A 17,049-nucleotide genomic window follows, 5' to 3' on the forward strand; every position below is an offset into this window, starting at 1 on the left:
GACGGGCGTGGGATCGAAGGGCGTCGAGGTCGGACGCGGCCGATCCCTGTCAACGAGGACGAACGACAAGCTACATACGACCGCGCGGCGTCCCTTCACCCATGCTGGACCGGCTCCGCTCGGCCGTCGAACGCGCGTACCTGCGGTACCTCCATCGGCGGGTCGAGACGGTGCCGACCCACGTCGCCGTCATCCAGGACGGGAACCGCCGGTACGCCCGCGAGCGCGGCGGCGACGCGCCCGACGGCCACCGTGCGGGCGCGAACACGACCGAGCGCGTCCTCGACTGGTGTGCGGACCTCGGCGTCTCCGAACTGACGCTGTACGCGTTCTCGACGGAGAACTTCGAGCGACCGGACGACGAGCTCGAACCGCTCTTCGACCTCCTCGAGGGCAAACTCCTGGAGTTCGCCGACGCCGACCGCGTCCACGACCAGGGCGTCCAGGTCCGGGCCATCGGCGACGTCGACCGGCTTCCGCCGCGGGTCCGCGACGCGGTCGACTACGCGGAGCGCCGAACCGCCGACAACGACCGGTTCACGCTCAACGTCGCGCTCGCGTACGGCGGGCGGACGGAGCTGCTCGACGCGGCCCGCGGCGTCGCTCGCGAGGTCGAACGCGGCGATCTCGATCCCGAAGCGGTGGACGTCGAGACCGTCGAGCGCCGGCTCTACGACCGCCCGATCCGCGACGTGGACCTCATCGTCCGGACCGGCGGCGACGAGCGCACCTCGAACTTCCTGCCGTGGCACGCCAACGGCAACGAGGCCGCCGTCTACTTCTGTACGCCCTACTGGCCGGAGTTCTCCGAGGTGGACTTCATGCGCGCGATCCGGACGTATCAGGCCCGGGAGGCGTCCTGGCGGCGGGCTCGCGCCGAGCGCGCCGCGGCGCTGGTCCGGGCGGTCGCCGAGGTCGAACTGGCGGAGGCCGGACGGGTCGCGCGGCGGCTCCGCGGGCGGCTGCCGCGGAGCGACCTCGACGCCGTCGCCGAGGAACTCCCGGACCGAACGGCCGTCACCGAATCCGAGGCCATCCAGTCGGCCACGAACGCCGGCGTCGACGCTGACGCCGAGTCGGAACCGGCCGGCTAAGCCGGGTTCTTTCGCGTGAGATCGCTGCCGCAGATCGGACAGCGTTCGCGGTTCTCCTCGAAGGTCCGGCTACAGCCGACACATTGGAACCGCCACTCGCGCTCCTCCGAGATCCCGTCGCGGGCGATCGGCTCGACCCCCAGATCGAGCCGTTCGGCGACGTTCTGCATCGCGTAGTCGTCGGTGACGAGGGTGGCGTCGAGCTCGAGGGCGGTCGCGATCAGCCGAACGTCCGTCTCGGACAGCTCCGCGGCGTCCCCCGAGCCGCGGGCCGCGCGCTGGACGTTCGTCACCGCCTCCGGGGCCGGCACGTGGATCGTCATCCCCGAGCCCTCCATCGCGTCGAACCGGAGCGCGGTCTCGCCCTGTAGCTCGTCGTGGACCTCCGGCACGGAGACCACGGGGTCGTCGGTGGTGTACTCGTGGATGAACGCGGACGTATCGAGGACTCTCATCAGCGGCCGACGACGATGTAGTCTTTCACCGCCTGGACGTTCGAGACCGGCACCCGGAGCCGTCCCGCCTCGTCGACGTCGAAGGTGACGCGCTCGGGATTGAGCTGTTCGTGCGGACTCACGAGCAGGTGGTGGAGCTGTCCCGATTTCAGGTCCATCGTGATGTTGTACAGGTCGCCGAGTTCGGTCCCGTCCGACCCCATTACCGCCTTCCCCGAGAGGTTCTCCGCCAGGATGTTCGCCATGTGCGCACACTTCCGGTCGACGGTATTAAACGCCACGGGCCGTCGGACGGCTGACGGACGCCGAGCGCGGGCGTCGGCCGACGCCGACACGCCACGGGTCGCGGGCGCGTCCTGAAACACTTAACTGACGGCCGAGCCGAACGGAACACAACGACCTTCTCGGGGCGATTCTCATGACTGACGACACACACACGGACACCCTTCGGACGCCGATCGTCGCCGTGCTCGGCCACGTCGACCACGGGAAGACGAGCCTCCTCGATAAGATCCGCGGCTCCGCGGTGAGCGAGGGGGAGGCCGGCGCGATCACCCAGCACATCGGCGCGACCGACATCCCGCTCTCGACGATCTCGACGATGGCGGGCGAGCTCGTGAATCCTGACGACTTCGATCTGCCCGGACTGCTCTTCATCGACACGCCGGGACACCACTCCTTCTCGACGCTGCGCGCTCGCGGGGGCGCGCTCGCCGACATCGCGGTGCTCGTCGTCGACGTCAACGACGGGTTCCAGCCGCAGACCGAGGAGGCGATAGACATCCTCCGGCGCACGGGAACCCCCTTCGTCGTCGCCGCCAACAAGGTGGACACGACGCCCGGATGGAACCCCCAAGAAGGTGAGCCGATCCAGAAGAGCCTCGAGGCGCAGTCGGAGCGCGCGGAGTCGATGCTCAACGAGAACCTCTACGAGATCATCGGCCAGCTCTCCGACGCCGGCTTCTCCGCCGACCTCTACTGGCGGGTCCAGGACTTCCAGAAGAACATCGGCGTCGTCCCGGTCTCCGCGCTCACCGCCGAGGGGATCCCGGACCTGCTCGCGGTGCTCATGGGGCTCTCCCAGCGGTTCATGAAGGAGGAGATGGCGATCGACGTCTTCGGTCCCGGCGAAGGGACCGTCCTCGAGGTGAAAGACGAGCGAGGCTTCGGCGCCACGATCGACACCGTGGTGTACGACGGCGTGGTGAAGAACGGCGACACGATCGTCGTCGGCGGGCAGAACCAGCCCATCGTCACCGAGGTTCGGGCGCTCCTCCAGCCGCGGCCGCTCGAGGAGATCCGCACCGAGAAGAAGTTCGAGAAGGTCGCGGAGGTCGGCGCGGCGGCCGGGGTGAAGATCGCGGCCCCCGACCTCGACGACGCGATGGCGGGCGCGCCGGTCCGGGTCGTCCGCGACCGCCCGCTCGAGGACGTGATCGAGGAGGTGAAAGCCGAGCTCGCTGAGATCGAGGTCGACACCGCCGAGGACGGCGTCGTGATCAAGGCCGACACCCTCGGCTCGCTGGAGGCGATGGCGAACGCGCTCCGGGAGGCGGAGGTTCCGATCCTGCGCGCGGAGGTCGGCGACATCGCGCCGCGCGACATCGCGGTGGCCGAGACCGCCAACCAGGACGAACACAAGGCGATCCTGGGATTCAACGTCGACCTCCTCACGAACGCCGAGCGGGAGCTCGAGAGCGCCGACGTCAAGCTGTTCACGAACGACGTGATCTATCAGCTCATCGAGGACTACGAGACGTACGTCGAGGAGCGCCAGCGCGCCCAACAGGAGACGGTGCTCGACAAGGTGGTCCGGCCCGCCAGGTTCCGGCTCCTTCCGGATCACACCTTCAGACAGAACGACCCCGCGGTCGTCGGCGTCGAGGTCATCTCCGGGACGCTCCAGAACAACCGCAACGTCGGCTACTTCGAGGGCAACGAGTTCGAACGGGTCGGCGGGCTCTCGGGGATCCAGAAACAGGGCGACGACGTCGACGAGGCCCGCGCCGGCGAGCGGGTCAGCATCGCGATCGACGGCCCCACCGTGGGCCGCGACATCGAGGAGGGCGACACGCTCTGGACGGAGCTACCAGAGAAACACGCGAAGATCTTAGAACAGGAGCTGAAAGAGGAGATCACCGCCGACGAGCGGGAGGCGCTCTCCGGCTACCTCGACACCCGGCGGAAGCGGGATCCCTTTTGGGGCAAGTAACGTCTTCCGGGGGAAGTAGCGTATCGAGTGCGCCCGGGAGAAACGGGAACGAACTCGGAGACTCCTCGTTTCTCGCGTGTCATCTCTTGAACGGCCCGAATACTACCCAAGGAGAGCGTGCGTTACGGCGCGTAGTAGTACTCGCCGTCGCGCTTCTGCTGGCGGTCCTTCTGTGAGTCCGGCTTGTTGATCCGCGGACGACCGGTTCGCTCGTCGCGTCGGAACGTGACGTCGAGATCGGCGAGGAAGTCGTTCATCCCCTCGCGCATCTCCTGTGGGGGCGAGGCGTGTCCGCGCTCGGCCGGCTCGCCGTCGAACACCATCAGGCGGTCGGCGAGGAGATCGATCACGTAGATGTCGTGGTCGACCACCATCACGGTCGCGTCGTGGTTCTCCGCGTATCGGCGGATCGCACTCGTCGCGCGCACCCGCTGTTCGACGTCGAGGTGTGCCGAGGGTTCGTCGAGCAAGTAGAGGTCCGCGTCCTCCGAGAGACACGCCGCGATGGCGACGCGCTGGCGCTCGCCGCCCGAGAGGTCGACCAGGTCCTGTTCCATGATCCGGTCGAGCTGGAGGGGTTGGGCGACCTCCGTGTTCCAGTAGGAGCTGCCGAACTCGTCGGTGATCGAGGAGAGGAAGGCGTCGACCCGCATCGGCTGGTCGATGTCGATGTACTGCGGCTTGTACGCGATGTCGAGTTCGAAGTCGAGATCGGTGGTGTCGGGTTCCAACGAGCCCGCGAACAACTTCGCGAGCGTGGACTTCCCGATCCCGTTGGGCCCGACGATCCCGAGCACCTCGCCCTCGCGGATCGTCCCGCCCTCGACGTGGAGTTCGAACTCGCCCTCGCCGTAGGACTTCGTGAGGTCCGGGTACTCCACGAGCGGGGTCCCCTTCGAGGTCGCTCGCGGGGCGTGTTCCTCGAAGGTGATCGCGGAGGGGCGGATCCGCATGTTCTCGTTGTCGAGGTATCCCTTGAGGTACTCGTTGATCCCGTTTCGAACCGACTTGGGATCCGTGATGACCCCGTACGCGCCCGGCTCCCCGTACGCGACGTGGAGGGTGTCGGCCAACAGATCGAGGATCGCGAGGTCGTGTTCGACCACGAGCATCGAGCGCTCGGCGTCGTCGTTCGCCAGCTCCTGGATGAGTCGCGCCGCCACCATCCGCTGGCCGATGTCGAGGTACGGGGTGATCTCGTCGAGGAAGTAGAAGTCGGCGTCACGCGCCAGACACGCCGCGATCGCGACGCGCTGGAGCTCGCCGCCGGAAATGGAATCGATGTCCTGGTCCATCACCGGCCGGATGTTGAGCCGGTCGACCAGGTCGTCGAGCGCGCCGCGTTCGTCGGTTCGCTCGAGAAGGTCGCGGGTGTTGCCGTCGAACTGCTTGGGAATCTGGTCGACGTACTGGGGCTTCCGGGCCACGGTGACGTCGCCGGCTTCGAGCGCGGCGAGGTAGTTCTGGAGACCAGTGCCGCGGAACCGGTCGAGGACCCGCTCCCACTCCGGGTCCGTCTCGTGGTCGCCGAGGTTCGGAATTCGCTCGCCCGCGAGCGCGTGGACCGCCGTCGACTTCCCGATCCCGTTGGGACCCAGAATGCCGGTGACGTTTCCGGGCTCGGGGGTCGGGAGCCCGTACAGCGCGAACGCGTTCTCGCCGTACCGGTGGACCGGGTCCTCGGACAGCTCCGACGGGAGATTGATGATCTCGATCGCGTCGAACGGGCACTTCTCGACGCAGATCCCGCAGGTCTCGCCGAGGCAGATCTCCTCCGAGATCCGGATCTGGTCGGGGTCGCCCTCGTCGGCGTCCTCGCCGCGCTCGGTGATACACTCCTTGCCCGTCCGGTTCGGCGGACAGTAGTTCGCGCACTCGTAGTTACAGCGGTCGGGCTGGCACCGGTCCAGGTCCACGACCGCGATGCTGTCGTCGGCCATCTCAGAAGGTCACCGCCGAGGTGAGAAGTATCGTGTAGCTGATGAACCACAGCGTGAACGTCATGAACGCCACGTAGAAGTTGTCCTTGACGCCGAAGTCGGCGATATCGACGCCGAAGACGCTGTACACCGGATACTGGAGGAACACGAACGCGCCCAACACGACCAGCGCCATCGTGTCGGCGGCGGCGGCAGGATCGGTCCCGACGTAGGCGGCCGACACCACGCCCGCGGCTATCCCCGCGAGACAGCAGATCGTGGTGACGACCACGCTCCGAGCGTGCCCGGAAACCCCCGATTCGTCGCTCATACGTACGGATCCGCGATCGCCCGTGAAAAACCGTTCGTTCCGCTCGCATTCCGCGTCGTTCCGCTCGCGTCCAGCTCCGTCCGGGCGTGGTTGGTCCGTCCCCGATCACTATCACAAAAAGTATCATATTTCAAATTGTTTGATCGGCACGTCCGACCGAGCCGATCCGAACGGTTCGACCCACCCCCATCGATCCGGTCGTGCGGTGGGTGCGCGCGAGGTCCGAACGCTGACTGACTGGTCAGTCCACCGGCGGTTTTCGGGCATATCTTTCCGGTATCCGCCCAATAAACCGGTAACATACTCCGTTAAACCGGACGAGACCGGGTGTTGGGCATCAACATTTATGCCCGTGTGCGGTTTCGATTCGTAGCGATGGCTGGAACCCAAACGGAGGGTCTCGACGACCTCCCGCCGAGCGCCAAACTCGTCTTCAAGGTACTCGAATACAACGGACCGCTGACACAGAAAGGGATCGTTCAGGAATCGATGCTGTCGGCTCGGACCGTCCGCTACGCCCTCGAGCGGCTCGAAGGGATCGACGTCGTCGACGAGGACGTCTACTTCGCGGACGCCCGACAGAACCTCTATAAACTCACCGAGCCCGCCCAGGAGTTCACGAGCGAGGAGCGGGATGCCTCCTGTACGGCCGATTAATCCCGCCCCTCGCGCCCGACCGATCGGGCCCCGCGAATCGCCTCGAACGCGGTGAGCGCTATCGCGACCAGAAGCGCCGACGTGGCCGCGAACACGAACGCCAGGAGCGCGAACCAGACGTCGGGACCGACCACCGGGTACTCACGAACCTCCACGAGCGGACCGAGGAGTTCCAGCGTGCGCGTGAGGTATAACAGGAACGCCAACGACACTCCGACCACGAGTCCGACGCGGACGTTCCGGTAGAACGCCAGCGACTCGAGGAGGACGAGCATCGGAGGTTTGTCCGCGGTATCGTCGCTCACGCGTCCTCGTACCGGCTACACTCGCAAAGAGGCGTCGGAACGGGACCCGCCGTTCGAGTCCCGGTCGACGGACCGCCCTCCGGACGCGTCGGAGTCGGATCGAGAGATGCCACGATCGATCACGTCGTGTTCCTCCGGTCGACCCCGTAGCCAACGGGACTAAGGCGGTCTCGATTCGATCGAGACGCATGAAACGCGTGCTTCTCTCGGCGTTTTCGATGATCGATCCGAAGACGTACCGAGAGTTCCTCCGGGACGCCGTCGACGAACCAGTCGAGCTCGAGGTCACACAGCTCGGATCGACGGAGCGGCTGATCGAGGCCGGGACGGGGTTCGACGCCGTCGTCGTCGACGTCGGCACGCCCGTGACCGCCGAGGCGATCGACGCGCTCGGCGATGACTTGGAAGTGATCGTCCGTGCCGCGGTCGGCGTCGACGACGTCGACGTCGCCGCCGCTGCCGACGCCGGAGTGGGGGTGACGCGAGTACCGGAGTACTGTACCGACGAGGTAGCCACGCACTCCCTTTCGCTGTTGTTTGCCTGTCTCCGATCCGTGACGACGTACGACGAGGCGGTCGCCGACGACCGCTGGAGCTGGGAGGAAGGTCGGCCGATCCGCCGGGTGAGCGAGTCCACGATCGGCCTGCTCTCGTTCGGCCCCATCGCGGAACGGGCCGCGGAGCAGCTCTCGGGATTCGGCCCGGAACTTCTCGCGTACGACCCGTTCGTCGACGGCGACCGGATGGACGAACACGGCGTCGAGAAGGTCGCGTTCGAAGCACTGTTCGATCGAAGCGACCACGTCGCGGTGTATGCCCCGCTGACCGAGTCGACTCGGGGGATGGTCGACGCCGACGCGCTCTCTCGGCTGTCGTCTCACTCGGTCGTGGTCAACGTCGGGCGCGGTCCCGTGATCGACGCCGACGCGCTGGTGGAGGCGTTGGAATCGGGAGCGATCAAGGCCGCGGGCCTCGACGTGCTGGCCGAAGAGCCGCCCAACGACGATCCGCTCGTCGGCCGCGAAGACACGGTCGTCACGCCGCACGCCGCCTGGTACAGCGAGGACGCTCGCCAGGATCTGAACCGGACCGCCGCCGCCGACCTCGCCGCCGTCTTCAACGGTGATGTCCCCGACGGCCTCGTCGATCCGGAGGCGGACTGGCTGTGAGCGTCGCGGGAACCGCCATGAGATCGAGCACTCACAACCGGTCGGTGAGGTCGAATTCCGAAGATTCCCCGCCGTCGCCTGCGTCGCCATCTCCGTCTCCATCTCGGTCCCCGTCGCGCTCGTTCGGCGTGTCGCCCTCGTCCGGTTCTTCTCGTCCACCCGCCGTCTCGATCCTGTCGACGCCGGCCGACTCCAGTCCCGCGGCCAGTCCGTCGCCGAGCCCGTAGGTGTCCCGAACCGTCCGTGCGAGCACTCCGTCGCGCTCGAAGACGACGTAGACGGCGACGAAGTCGTGGGCGGCGGGACGGAGCACGAACACCTCGCGTGGCTCGTCGTCACCGCGAGCGTCATCGACCCGATCCACGAGCGGCTCCACCGGGACCCGGGCCGCTCGAAGCTCCTCGAACGTGTCGGTTCCGGGACCGTCGGCGAACAGGTAGAGCGCGCCGTTCGGCTCGCCGTCGGTCGATCGTGTCGTGACCGAGCCCACCGCCTCCCCCGCGGAGCGGATCTCCCGCCACGCGTCGACCGCCGCCTCGAACATCCCCTCGACCCCGTCGGCGAACCGGAAGCGACTCTCCCGGACGGTCGTCACCTCGGTGATCCGGGCGGTACCGTCGCTCCACGCGAGCGTCGCATCGACGACGTTGCCCGGATCCAGCGCGTCGACCCGATCGGCGAGTGCCCCCTCGTAGCCGGTGGCGGTCGCGTACAGCGGATCGTACGCCTCCGCCGCGTTCGGATCGGTCGGGTCGACCGGTTCCTCCGGCAGTTCGACGAGGACGAACTCGGCGGGTCCATCGCCGCCGTCAACGGGTCGCGGACGGCGGTCGTGGATCCGGAACCGACCGGTCGTCGTCGGGTTCATGCCGGGCGAACGGGCCGTCGCCGGATAAGGCGGTCGGAATCGGAACCGGCGGCGAGCGGAAGTCGACGGCGGGTCGGACCCGCGTCGCTACGGCTCGATCCGGATCGGTCTCGCGACGGCCCGGGTCGGATCCGTGTCGTTATGGGTTCGGCTACCCAATCAGCGGGTAATGGGGATCCTCGAGGACAAGTCGAACGCCCGGCTGTTCTACAAGTACCTCTCGAAGGTGTACGACCGGGTCAACCGATTCAACTGGAACGACGAGATGCGGTCGGAGGCGCTCTCGTGGCTGGAGTTCGGCGAGGACGACCGCGTGCTCGACGTGGGTTGCGGGACGGGGTTCGGGACGGAGGGACTCCTGGAACACGCGTCGGACGTCCACGGGCTCGATCAGAGCGTCCACCAGATGGAGAAGGCCTTCGAGAAGTTCGGAAGACACGACCGCGTGAGCTTCTACCGCGGCGACGCCGAGCGGCTCCCCTTCCGCGACGACGTCTTCGACGTGGTCTGGTCCTCCGGCTCGATCGAGTACTGGCCGAACCCCGTCGAGGGGCTCAGGGAGCTCCGACGCGTCGCGAGGCCGGGCGGACAGGTGCTGGTCGTCGGTCCCGACTACCCACACAACCGCGTCCTCCAGCGGGTCGCCGACGCGATCATGCTGTTCTACGACGCCGACGAGGCCGACCGGATGTTCGAGGCCGCGGGCTACGAGGAGTTCGAACACCACATCCAGCGCGCCACGCCGCGGAGCCCGCGGGCGATCACGACCGTCGCACGCGTCCCCGAGGAGTGAACGAGGTCTCGCGCGTCTCGACCGCCGCCGTTCATCCCGAACGTGCCGTCGCCTCGAGCGTCGCGATCGGTTGCTCGCGGACGAGGAGCCGGAGCGTAACTCTATCGCCGGGCTCCACGGACGGATCGTTCGTTCCGGCGATCCGGAACGACGCGGACCCGCCGACGACCCACTCGTCGTCGCTCGCGGCGTTGAACGCGCCGGTCGGACCGGGCCTGAACCCGGACGCCGAGAAGAACGGGACCGGCGGCTGACGCGCCAGCGGCTCGCCGTTCACGCTGACCCGGACCGATAGCTCGTCGACAGCGATCGGATCGCCGCCGTCGTGATCGAGCGTGATCCGATCCCCCTCGACCTCCATCGACATCACGACGGTCGGGGCCGGTTCGGCGGGAGAATCGAGCGTCGTCGCGGCCGTGACGCCGACCGCGAGAACCACCGTCATCGCGACGAGTAGCAGCCCGGCGAGCGGGGCGATCGCGCGTTCCGAATGCGGTGCGTTCGTCGTGTCCGGCGTGTTCGAGGCGTGTGACGGAGTTCGGGACGGCACGGGTCGTCTGGGTCGTCATCGAATAAAAGGGATCGTGGGGCGGGACGAGCGGACGTCCTGGTTACGATAGAGCCTGTACCGGACGCGTTCGCCGCTTTCAGCCGCCCTCGTCGGTCTCGTTCTCGTCCGCGACGTCGTCCGTCACCCGGGGCGTCCCGAGGGGAGCGATGTCGTCGATGACGGCGACCCGCGGCTCGTCAACGACGGTGATCCGATACGGCTCGGCCGGTGATAGCGTTCGAACCACGCCGTCCTCGTCGGTGCTTCCGATGGTCTCACTCGGAGTGCCGCCGGCGCTCTTCGTCACCGTGATCCCCTCGAGCGGGTCGCCGGTGGCCGCATCGAGAACGGTGACGGTGACCGGTCCGCCGGGATACGTTCGGTTAACGGTGACGTTGAACCCGTCCTCCGCCGTCGAGACGGATTCCGCGTCGGGGAACGTCGAGAGCGCCATCCGCTGATGTTCGAGGAACACCCGCTCGGTCCCGCCGCTGACGAACGTCCGAAGGGTTCCGAAGTCGTGATCGACGGTGATCCGCTGGATCGCCCCCGCACCGAGCGCGTTCGGCTCGCGAAGGTCGGTCGTCTCCGGATAGCTCGCGATCGTCGCGTTTATCGCGGTCTCGCTCTCGATATCGTCCCCGCCGCGATCCCATCGGTCGCGTCGGAACGACTCCCGGACGTACTGACCGTCGACGATCGTCGCGAGGACCAGGGCGTCCCGACTCGATTGGACGTGGATCTCCGTTCCCGTCCGGTCGCCGCGGACCGTCTCGAGTGCGATCCGTCGGACGGGGCCTTCGTACACCTGGAGTTGGATCTGGAGCGTACTGACGCGGTCGGGCGTGCTGAACCCGTCCGTCTCCTCGGCGAGTTCGGAGAGCGCGTCGAGCCGCTGGTCGTACTCGCGCGCGAGCGCCGCGATCCGGACCAGCTCGTCGAGGAGTTCGCGGTCGGTCAGCTCCCCCGAGGCGTGTGCGTTCATCGCGGCCGTCTGTCGGCTGTCGAGGCTCACCTCGTCCTGTTCCACCTCGTTTATGGCGGCGAGGATCCGCCGTTGTCGTTCGGCGTTGGTTTCGGCGGCTTCGACGCGCTGTACAGCGGTTTCCGTCCGGAGGGTGGCGTCCGAGTCGCCGACCGCGAGTCCGAGGGAGGTACCGAGGTTGACCCCCCGGCGGTGGCTCCCGAGTCGCGGCTCGACGCCTGGCGGCGTCGACAACACGCGGAACGTGAGGTTCTCGCCGTGTGTGGAGGCCGGTTCAGTTCCCGGATCGATCGATCCCGCGAGTGGTTCCGTGGTGGGTGCAGGCTCGGAGACGGTCGACGGCGAGGGGGACCGGACGTCGGCCGTCGCACCCACGGGGCCCATCCCCGCGGCGACCGACGAGACGAGGAGGAGGACGGCGACGAAGACCGAGAGGGCTCTCATCGTCGCTCGCTTCTCCGGCAAGGGTCAAAAACCCACCTCAACTCGGCGGCGAGGATCGCCGTCGTCGAGACGGGTCGATCACCGGCGTCGATGCGGGTCCTTCGTCGCCGTCGAGACGGATCCGTCGTCAGCGTTGATGCGGCATCTCCCGCCGCAGACGCGGAGGTCGCCGCGATCCGGGGTTTCACGGTCGGAGAACTGGAGTATAGAAAGCGTTTTGCCCGGGGCCCGAGTGCCACAGAAATACATGCGGAACCCCGCGATCCGCGTTCTCCTCGTCGCGTTCCTCGCCGCTGCCCTCGTGGCCGGAACGGGGCTCGCCGTCGGGGAGGCCGCTCCCTCCACCCATCCGTCATCGCCGGACTCGATACGCTCGGGTTCGATAGGAGCAGGCGCGCCCCCCCAGGTCGACGGGGCGGCCGCGCCGACGGGAGAGACGCGAATACGGGTCGACTTACGGTCGAACCGCGACGCACGGTGGGAGGTCGTCGTGCGATACGAGTTCACCGACTCGAACCGGACCGACTCGTTCGAGACGGTCGGGGAGCGGTTCGTCGCCGGGGAGGTGGGACCGTCACCGGAGCTGTTCGAGCGGTTCGCCGACGAGGCGAGTCGAAGCACCGGACGCGAGATGTCGGTGGAGAACGTCGAACGGGAGTTCGTCGTCATCGACGATCCCGACGCGGAGAACGGGACGGCGGACGGCGTCGACGACGGAGCGAACACGAGCGTCGAATCCGGAGACGTCGCCGCGGCCGGAGAGCTTCGATTGACCTTCGTCTGGACCGACTTCCTCGCGGAGGACGGCGAGGACCTGGTGTTGGGAGACGCGCTGACGACCACGAACAACGAGACCTGGCTCCGGTCGCTGGAGTCCGATCAGACGATCGAGGTGACCACGCCGGACGGCTACTCCGTCTCGGGAACGCCGGGCGCGAGCGTGACGCTCCGGGACAACGCCGTGGTCATCGAGGGACCGAGGGTGTTCGGCGAGGACGACCGCGTGGCGGTCGTGTATTCGCCGACGTCGACGCCCCAGCCGACCGATCAGGCGCCACCGTGGACGCTGTTGGCCGGCGCGATCGTGCTCGCCGCCGTCGTCATCGCCGGGGGACTCGTCGGGTACCGGCGATACGGCTCCGACGGCGAAGCGACGGAGACCGACGGGTCGGACGGACCCGGAACGGAGGCCGGGGCCGCCGCGGTCGGCGCGTCCGGGGGCGCCGGAGACGAACGCGACGACGATTCGGCCCTCGACGGGGCGGACGAGGAACCCGAGGAGGACCTCTCGCTGCTCTCCGACGAGGAGCGCGTCGAGCGGCTGCTCGACCGGAACGGCGGACGGATGCGCCAGGCGGACATCGTCGCCGAGACCGGCTGGTCGGACGCGAAGGTGTCCCAGCTGCTCTCGGCGATGTCCGACGAGAGCCGGATCGAGAAGCTCCGGCTCGGCCGGGAGAACCTGATCTCGCTGCCCGACGACGAGGAGCCCGACTCGGACGGGACGGATCGCTCCTCGGGTGAGGACGGCGACGGCGGAGACGGCGACGGCGGCGGAAACTGACCCGACCCGACGCGGGGCGTTTCGAGCGCGAAGAGCCGAGGGTTCAAACGGAGGGACGGCGAACGCGCGGACATGTACGCGGTCGTCGGCTGTAACCGGTGCGGGAACCTCTGGCTCGTTCGCGACCCGCGAGCGAGCGAGACGGCCCGCTGTTCGCGATGTGAAACGACCCACCGAACCGCGAAGCTCAAACGGCTCTTCGAGTCCGAGGACCGCGAGGCGGCCCGCGAGGCGCGCGCGGCCCTGCTCGCGAAGAAGCGGGACGAAAGCGCCGCCTTCGCGGACGTCGACCACGTCGCGGAGCTCGAACGCGCCGTCGAGGACGCGGGCGTGGGCGACCGGGAGTACCTCGAGGCGTCGGGTCTCGACGCCGACGCGGTGTTCGACGCCGGCGAGCGAGCCGGGGGAAACGCCGGCTCGACGCGCTCGCGGGAGGAGGTCGTCCGGGACGCGGTAAGCGAGGCGACGGAACCGACCGAGGAGCACATCGTCGCGTACGCGATCGACCACGGCGTCCCCGCCGATGCGGCACGCGACCTCCTGGAGAAGCTGACCCGCCGCGGGGAGGTGTCGGAGTCCCGCGGCCGATACCGAACGTTGTGAACTCGGAACGGACCACGGGCTCGGAACCCGTTCGCGGACATCGGGGAGCCGTTTCGGTCGGACAAAGCACTTAGTCCCGGGCCCGGATCGCGGCGTATGGACACCAGAACTACCCTCCTGGCGATCGCCGCCGCGGTCGTGCTCGCGGGCGCGGTGGGGATCGTCGCCGTTCCCGACGCCGTCGACGACCCGCGAGCGGAGACGGACCGGCCCGGACAGATCGACCTCGCGGACGTCGTCGTCGCGCCCGGCGAGATCCGCGGGGAGACGGCGACGCTCGACCTGATCGTGGACCTCCGACACCGCGGGTCGACCGTCGAGAACGTCACGGTTCGCCACCGTGCGATCGACTCGGACTCGGGACTGCTCGTCGACGAGACGGTCGTCGACGTCGGCGACGTCGACCGCGAGGGAGAGACGACCGTGAACGGCAGCCTCGACGTGGAACGCGAGGGCGGCTATCGCCTCGAGACCGTCGTCTACGCGGACGGAGAGCGGCGTAGCGAACGCACCACGCGGATCGCCGGCGTCTCGGCGCTCACTCCGTCGTACGCGGACTCCGCGGTCGGGTTCGCCGACGGGAACGTCTGGCCGACCGTCGCCGTGAGCGTGGCCGAAACGACCGAGGAGACGGCGACGCTGTCGGTCTCCGTGTCGGTCACGAACCGCGGCGACGACGCCTCCGAGGAGATCGACCTCCGGCTGCTGCTCCGGCAGGCCGACTCCAACGTGATCGCCGACGAGGCGACCGAGACGGTCGACTCGGTGCGTCCGGGCCGAACCGACACCGTGACGACGACGCTCGAGGCCCCGGACGGGTACAACTACTACGTCGACGCCGCGCTCTTCGACGACGACGTGCTGATCGACGAGACCCAGGGCGTGGCCAACCTCGATCCGCAGGAGCGGATCACCGCGAACGAGACGGTTCGGGACGTCTCCTTCGAGATCGAGGACTTCAACCGGGACGGCGGCGACGACGCGCTCGAGGACGAACGCGGGGACGGCGCGTCCGACCGGAACCGCGGGACCGACGATTCGACGCCCGGGTTCGGGCCCCTCGTCGCGCTCGTCGGGCTCCTCGCCGCGGCGCTTCTCGCACGGAGGGCGTCATGAGCGACGATCCCTCCGAGCGGCCGGCGGACGCCGAGACGGATCGCGACCGAACGACCGACCCACTCAACACCGACGCCATGACCGACACCTCCGACCAGACCGCGACCGCCCCGACGACGACCGCCCTGCCCATCACCTCGACGACGACCGCCCCGACGACCGCTTCACGGACCGACCCCACGCCCGTGACGGACGGGGGAACCCCGGAGGACGGTCGTACTCGAGGAGACGATCCGGAGACGTCCGAGGAGGGCGGATCGCGGTTCTCCCGGCTCTCCTCGGACGACCTCCGCGGACTGCTCGACCGGATCGGGCTCGCCGCGTTGGTGTTGCTCGCGCTGATCGCGGGCTGGAGCTTCTACAGCCAGACCGGGCGGGCGATCCGGACGTGGCTTGATCCCGCCTACCAGCCGATCGCGCTCGCGGCGTTCAACCTCGCGGTGCTGTTCGTCGCGCTCGCCGGCGTGGCCCACCAGCTCTACCGGATCCGCGTCGGCGACGGGGAACGGGTCGAACCGCGGGAGGACTCCGAGCCGCCCCGGGAAGGAGACCTCGAGTCGCCTCGGGAAGGAGGCCCCGAGCCGTCCCGAGCGGAGGAGTCGCGGACGTCCGAGGACCGCTAGCGAGGGAGCTACTCCTCGGGGAGATCCTCGGTGCTGGCGGGGATCCGTTCGACCTGGCCCGCGAGCGTCGCGGCGTCGGCGGCGACGGTCGACGCGTCGACGCCGGCCTCGTCGGCGACGAGTTGGACGTGTGCCGCGAGCAACGCGAGCGCGCGCAAGCCCTCGGATTCGGGATCGTCCGCGGCCCGCTGCGCGAACGTGGTGTCCACCTCGCCGTCGCGAACGACGCCGACGTGGACCGCCTCGATCCCGTCGTCGTCGAGCAGGTCGCGGGCGTGCTCGAGCTCGGCCGCGAGCTCGTCCTCGTCCTCCTCGCCGTCGCCGTCCGCCGATCGCTGGTCGTCGCTCATGGGTTCGGTTCGGGCGAACGAGGGAAAAGCGCCGCGCTCCGGAACGTACGCGGAGAGGAGAACGGGAGGAGGTGGACCAGGGCCGCTACGGGACCGCTACTCCGGCCGCGGGCGGGCGACGAACAGCGCCTGTTCGAGCGTGAACGGGTCGTACCCGGACTGGTGACAGACGCAGTAGGTTCCGTCGCCGACGCCGTACCGGGAGGACTCCTCGAGCTGCTTGTAGCCGGGGATACAACAGAAGTGCGTACAGACGTTGAGGTACGCCATGAACCCCTGGTCGGTCGACGCCTCGACCCATTCGTCCTCCTGGGCGGCCTCCTCGATCCGCGTCGAGCGGATGACGGTCGCGTTCAGCGTCGATTCGGCGTCCTCGGAGCGCCACGTGACGGCCGCGGGCTTCCCGACGCCGTCCGCACCGACGCCGTTGCCCCAGGAGTCGTAGTCGCCGAAGTCGTCGACGTGGATCCGGTCGCCCGAGTCGTAGGTGTCGTCCTGCCAGTCGTACTGGCCGGTCTCCGCCCGGAAGAGGTTGTCCGACTCGAAGTTCGGCGCGACGTTCTCCTGTGACTCGACGCCGCAGTACTGGAACCACGCGCCGGAGTAGGTGCGCCCGCCGAGTTGCTCCTGGGCGACCTCGACTTCCACCCCGTTCTGCTCGACGGTCTGGACCTCGGGCCAGACGCCCTCGATGTAGCCGTCGTCGGTGACGCGGACCGGGATCTGTGGGAGGCCCCGCGGAGCCGGTCCGGTCACCTTCGCGATCGTCATCGCGGTGGTCTGTCCGCCGCCGACGCCGCCGGCCGTCGTCAGGGTGTTCACCGTCACCGACCCCGCGGCGCCGACCCCCGCGAGGGCCGCGCCCCCGACGACGCCCTTGACGAAGCGCCGCCGCCCGGACTCGGCCGGGTACTTGTCGGACATGCTCATACCGATCGGTTCGGGATGGACCGGTAAAAAGGGTGACGAACCCGCCGGTCGGTCCGGATCGATGACGGACGGTCGGCCTCA

General features: G+C 68.5%; 18 protein-coding genes and 1 pseudogene. 9 read left to right on the forward strand and 10 right to left on the reverse strand.

The annotated features are described in order from the left end of the window. Positions 1 to 101 precede the first annotated feature (101 nt). The gene (gene uppS, locus OKW78_RS06970; RefSeq protein WP_281194468.1) at positions 102 to 1,094 is read left to right on the forward strand and encodes a polyprenyl diphosphate synthase; all 993 of its coding nucleotides are present in this window, start codon (positions 102 to 104) and stop codon (positions 1,092 to 1,094) included. On the opposite strand, the gene OKW78_RS06975 is transcribed toward uppS, so the two are convergent. Together OKW78_RS06975 and OKW78_RS06980 are read right to left on the reverse strand one after the other, a co-directional pair. Further along, on the reverse strand, positions 1,091 to 1,549 hold the full coding sequence (locus OKW78_RS06975; RefSeq protein WP_122106499.1) for an NOB1 family endonuclease: 459 nt from the start codon (positions 1,547 to 1,549) through the stop codon (positions 1,091 to 1,093). The two genes, uppS and OKW78_RS06975, sit on opposite strands and share 4 nt — an antisense overlap. Further along, positions 1,549 to 1,794, reverse strand: coding sequence for a PRC-barrel domain-containing protein (locus OKW78_RS06980; RefSeq protein ID WP_281194469.1), 246 nt, complete (start codon positions 1,792 to 1,794; stop codon positions 1,549 to 1,551). Before OKW78_RS06980 ends, OKW78_RS06975 begins: the two co-directional genes overlap by 1 nt. Positions 1,795 to 1,967: 173 nt before the next feature. On the opposite strand from OKW78_RS06980, the gene infB reads away from it, so the two are divergent. Next, positions 1,968 to 3,761, forward strand: a complete 1,794-nt coding sequence (gene infB, locus OKW78_RS06985; protein ID WP_281194470.1) for a translation initiation factor IF-2 — start codon at positions 1,968 to 1,970, stop codon at positions 3,759 to 3,761. Between the two features lie 122 nt (positions 3,762 to 3,883). On the opposite strand, the gene OKW78_RS06990 is transcribed toward infB, so the two are convergent. Continuing rightward, positions 3,884 to 5,701 carry a ribosome biogenesis/translation initiation ATPase RLI gene (locus OKW78_RS06990; protein WP_122106502.1) on the reverse strand — a complete coding sequence of 606 codons (1,818 nt, stop codon included), beginning with the start codon at positions 5,699 to 5,701 and terminating at the stop codon, positions 3,884 to 3,886. A gap of 1 nt (position 5,702) precedes the next feature. Then, positions 5,703 to 6,011, reverse strand: a complete 309-nt coding sequence (locus tag OKW78_RS06995; protein ID WP_281194471.1) for a hypothetical protein — start codon at positions 6,009 to 6,011, stop codon at positions 5,703 to 5,705. 375 nt (positions 6,012 to 6,386) lie between these two features. Between OKW78_RS06995 and OKW78_RS07000 the strand changes: the two genes are divergently transcribed. Next, positions 6,387 to 6,668: a helix-turn-helix domain-containing protein gene (locus OKW78_RS07000; RefSeq protein ID WP_066418190.1), complete on the forward strand. Its 282-nt coding sequence runs from the start codon at positions 6,387 to 6,389 to the stop codon at positions 6,666 to 6,668. Here the strand turns inward: OKW78_RS07000 and OKW78_RS07005 are convergent. After that, a complete protein-coding gene (locus OKW78_RS07005; protein ID WP_281194736.1) occupies positions 6,665 to 6,943 on the reverse strand; it encodes a hypothetical protein in 279 nt (92 codons plus the stop codon). The two genes, OKW78_RS07000 and OKW78_RS07005, sit on opposite strands and share 4 nt — an antisense overlap. Before the next feature lie 218 nt (positions 6,944 to 7,161). Here OKW78_RS07005 and OKW78_RS07010 point away from each other — a divergent pair, with 218 nt between their 5' ends. Next, positions 7,162 to 8,142 (forward strand): C-terminal binding protein, encoded by a 981-nt coding sequence (locus tag OKW78_RS07010; RefSeq protein WP_281194472.1) that lies wholly within the window; start codon positions 7,162 to 7,164, stop codon positions 8,140 to 8,142. A gap of 31 nt (positions 8,143 to 8,173) precedes the next feature. Here the strand turns inward: OKW78_RS07010 and OKW78_RS07015 are convergent, their stop codons facing one another. Next, entirely contained in the window at positions 8,174 to 9,010 is an 837-nt protein-coding gene (locus tag OKW78_RS07015) for a DUF6663 family protein (protein ID WP_281194473.1), read from the reverse strand. A 169-nt stretch (positions 9,011 to 9,179) separates the two neighbouring features. Between OKW78_RS07015 and OKW78_RS07020 the strand changes: the two genes are divergently transcribed. After that, on the forward strand, positions 9,180 to 9,803 hold the full coding sequence (locus OKW78_RS07020; protein ID WP_281194474.1) for a methyltransferase domain-containing protein: 624 nt from the start codon (positions 9,180 to 9,182) through the stop codon (positions 9,801 to 9,803). 31 nt (positions 9,804 to 9,834) lie between these two features. Here the strand turns inward: OKW78_RS07020 and OKW78_RS07025 are convergent, their stop codons facing one another. Both OKW78_RS07025 and OKW78_RS07030 read right to left on the reverse strand, forming a co-directional pair. Beyond that, positions 9,835 to 10,353 carry a type IV pilin N-terminal domain-containing protein gene (locus tag OKW78_RS07025; protein WP_281194475.1) on the reverse strand — a complete coding sequence of 173 codons (519 nt, stop codon included), beginning with the start codon at positions 10,351 to 10,353 and terminating at the stop codon, positions 9,835 to 9,837. A 97-nt stretch (positions 10,354 to 10,450) separates the two neighbouring features. After that, complete coding sequence (locus OKW78_RS07030) at positions 10,451 to 11,782, reverse strand: hypothetical protein (RefSeq protein WP_281194476.1); 1,332 nt, start codon at positions 11,780 to 11,782, stop codon at positions 10,451 to 10,453. 247 nt (positions 11,783 to 12,029) lie between these two features. Here OKW78_RS07030 and OKW78_RS07035 point away from each other — a divergent pair, with 247 nt between their 5' ends. The 4 genes and pseudogenes from OKW78_RS07035 to OKW78_RS07050 all read left to right on the forward strand — a co-directional run. After that, a complete protein-coding gene (locus tag OKW78_RS07035; RefSeq protein ID WP_281194477.1) occupies positions 12,030 to 13,346 on the forward strand; it encodes a hypothetical protein in 1,317 nt (438 codons plus the stop codon). Between the two features lie 72 nt (positions 13,347 to 13,418). Further along, positions 13,419 to 13,949, forward strand: coding sequence for a DUF5817 domain-containing protein (locus OKW78_RS07040; protein WP_281194478.1), 531 nt, complete (start codon positions 13,419 to 13,421; stop codon positions 13,947 to 13,949). Between the two features lie 96 nt (positions 13,950 to 14,045). Continuing rightward, positions 14,046 to 15,065, forward strand: a complete 1,020-nt coding sequence (locus tag OKW78_RS07045; RefSeq protein ID WP_281194479.1) for a PGF-CTERM sorting domain-containing protein — start codon at positions 14,046 to 14,048, stop codon at positions 15,063 to 15,065. Beyond that, positions 15,062 to 15,556: pseudogene (locus tag OKW78_RS07050) on the forward strand (hypothetical protein); the annotation flags it as partial. The gene OKW78_RS07045 and the pseudogene OKW78_RS07050, both read left to right, overlap by 4 nt. Positions 15,557 to 15,696: 140 nt before the next feature. On the opposite strand, the gene OKW78_RS07055 reads toward OKW78_RS07050, so the two are convergent. After that, positions 15,697 to 16,038: a hypothetical protein gene (locus tag OKW78_RS07055; protein WP_281194480.1), complete on the reverse strand. Its 342-nt coding sequence runs from the start codon at positions 16,036 to 16,038 to the stop codon at positions 15,697 to 15,699. Between the two features lie 96 nt (positions 16,039 to 16,134). Beyond that, the gene (locus OKW78_RS07060) at positions 16,135 to 16,968 is read right to left on the reverse strand and encodes a ubiquinol-cytochrome c reductase iron-sulfur subunit (protein WP_281194481.1); all 834 of its coding nucleotides are present in this window, start codon (positions 16,966 to 16,968) and stop codon (positions 16,135 to 16,137) included. Between the last annotated feature and the right edge of the window lie 81 nt (positions 16,969 to 17,049).

It is taken from the genome of Halorubrum sp. F4 (genome assembly GCF_027257195.1).
GTDB lineage: Archaea > Halobacteriota > Halobacteria > Halobacteriales > Haloferacaceae > Halorubrum.

Bases quoted from the DNA above. Each gene is read 5' to 3' on its own strand.
- OKW78_RS07060 (WP_281194481.1), bottom strand. From the start codon at position 16,968: ATGAGCATGTCCGACAAGTACCCGGCCGAGTCCGGGCGGCGGCGCTTC.
- OKW78_RS07000 (WP_066418190.1), top strand. From the start codon at position 6,387: ATGGCTGGAACCCAAACGGAGGGTCTCGACGACCTCCCGCCGAGCGCC.
- OKW78_RS06990 (WP_122106502.1), bottom strand. From the start codon at position 5,701: ATGGCCGACGACAGCATCGCGGTCGTGGACCTGGACCGGTGCCAGCCC.
- OKW78_RS07020 (WP_281194474.1), top strand. From the start codon at position 9,180: ATGGGGATCCTCGAGGACAAGTCGAACGCCCGGCTGTTCTACAAGTAC.
- OKW78_RS06975 (WP_122106499.1), bottom strand. From the start codon at position 1,549: ATGAGAGTCCTCGATACGTCCGCGTTCATCCACGAGTACACCACCGAC.
- OKW78_RS06980 (WP_281194469.1), bottom strand. From the start codon at position 1,794: ATGGCGAACATCCTGGCGGAGAACCTCTCGGGGAAGGCGGTAATGGGG.
- OKW78_RS07015 (WP_281194473.1), bottom strand. From the start codon at position 9,010: ATGAACCCGACGACGACCGGTCGGTTCCGGATCCACGACCGCCGTCCG.
- OKW78_RS07005 (WP_281194736.1), bottom strand. From the start codon at position 6,943: ATGCTCGTCCTCCTCGAGTCGCTGGCGTTCTACCGGAACGTCCGCGTC.
- uppS (WP_281194468.1), top strand. From the start codon at position 102: ATGCTGGACCGGCTCCGCTCGGCCGTCGAACGCGCGTACCTGCGGTAC.
- OKW78_RS07010 (WP_281194472.1), top strand. From the start codon at position 7,162: ATGAAACGCGTGCTTCTCTCGGCGTTTTCGATGATCGATCCGAAGACG.
- OKW78_RS07055 (WP_281194480.1), bottom strand. From the start codon at position 16,038: ATGAGCGACGACCAGCGATCGGCGGACGGCGACGGCGAGGAGGACGAG.
- OKW78_RS07040 (WP_281194478.1), top strand. From the start codon at position 13,419: ATGTACGCGGTCGTCGGCTGTAACCGGTGCGGGAACCTCTGGCTCGTT.
- infB (WP_281194470.1), top strand. From the start codon at position 1,968: ATGACTGACGACACACACACGGACACCCTTCGGACGCCGATCGTCGCC.
- OKW78_RS06995 (WP_281194471.1), bottom strand. From the start codon at position 6,011: ATGAGCGACGAATCGGGGGTTTCCGGGCACGCTCGGAGCGTGGTCGTC.
- OKW78_RS07035 (WP_281194477.1), top strand. From the start codon at position 12,030: ATGCGGAACCCCGCGATCCGCGTTCTCCTCGTCGCGTTCCTCGCCGCT.
- OKW78_RS07045 (WP_281194479.1), top strand. From the start codon at position 14,046: ATGGACACCAGAACTACCCTCCTGGCGATCGCCGCCGCGGTCGTGCTC.
- OKW78_RS07030 (WP_281194476.1), bottom strand. From the start codon at position 11,782: ATGAGAGCCCTCTCGGTCTTCGTCGCCGTCCTCCTCCTCGTCTCGTCG.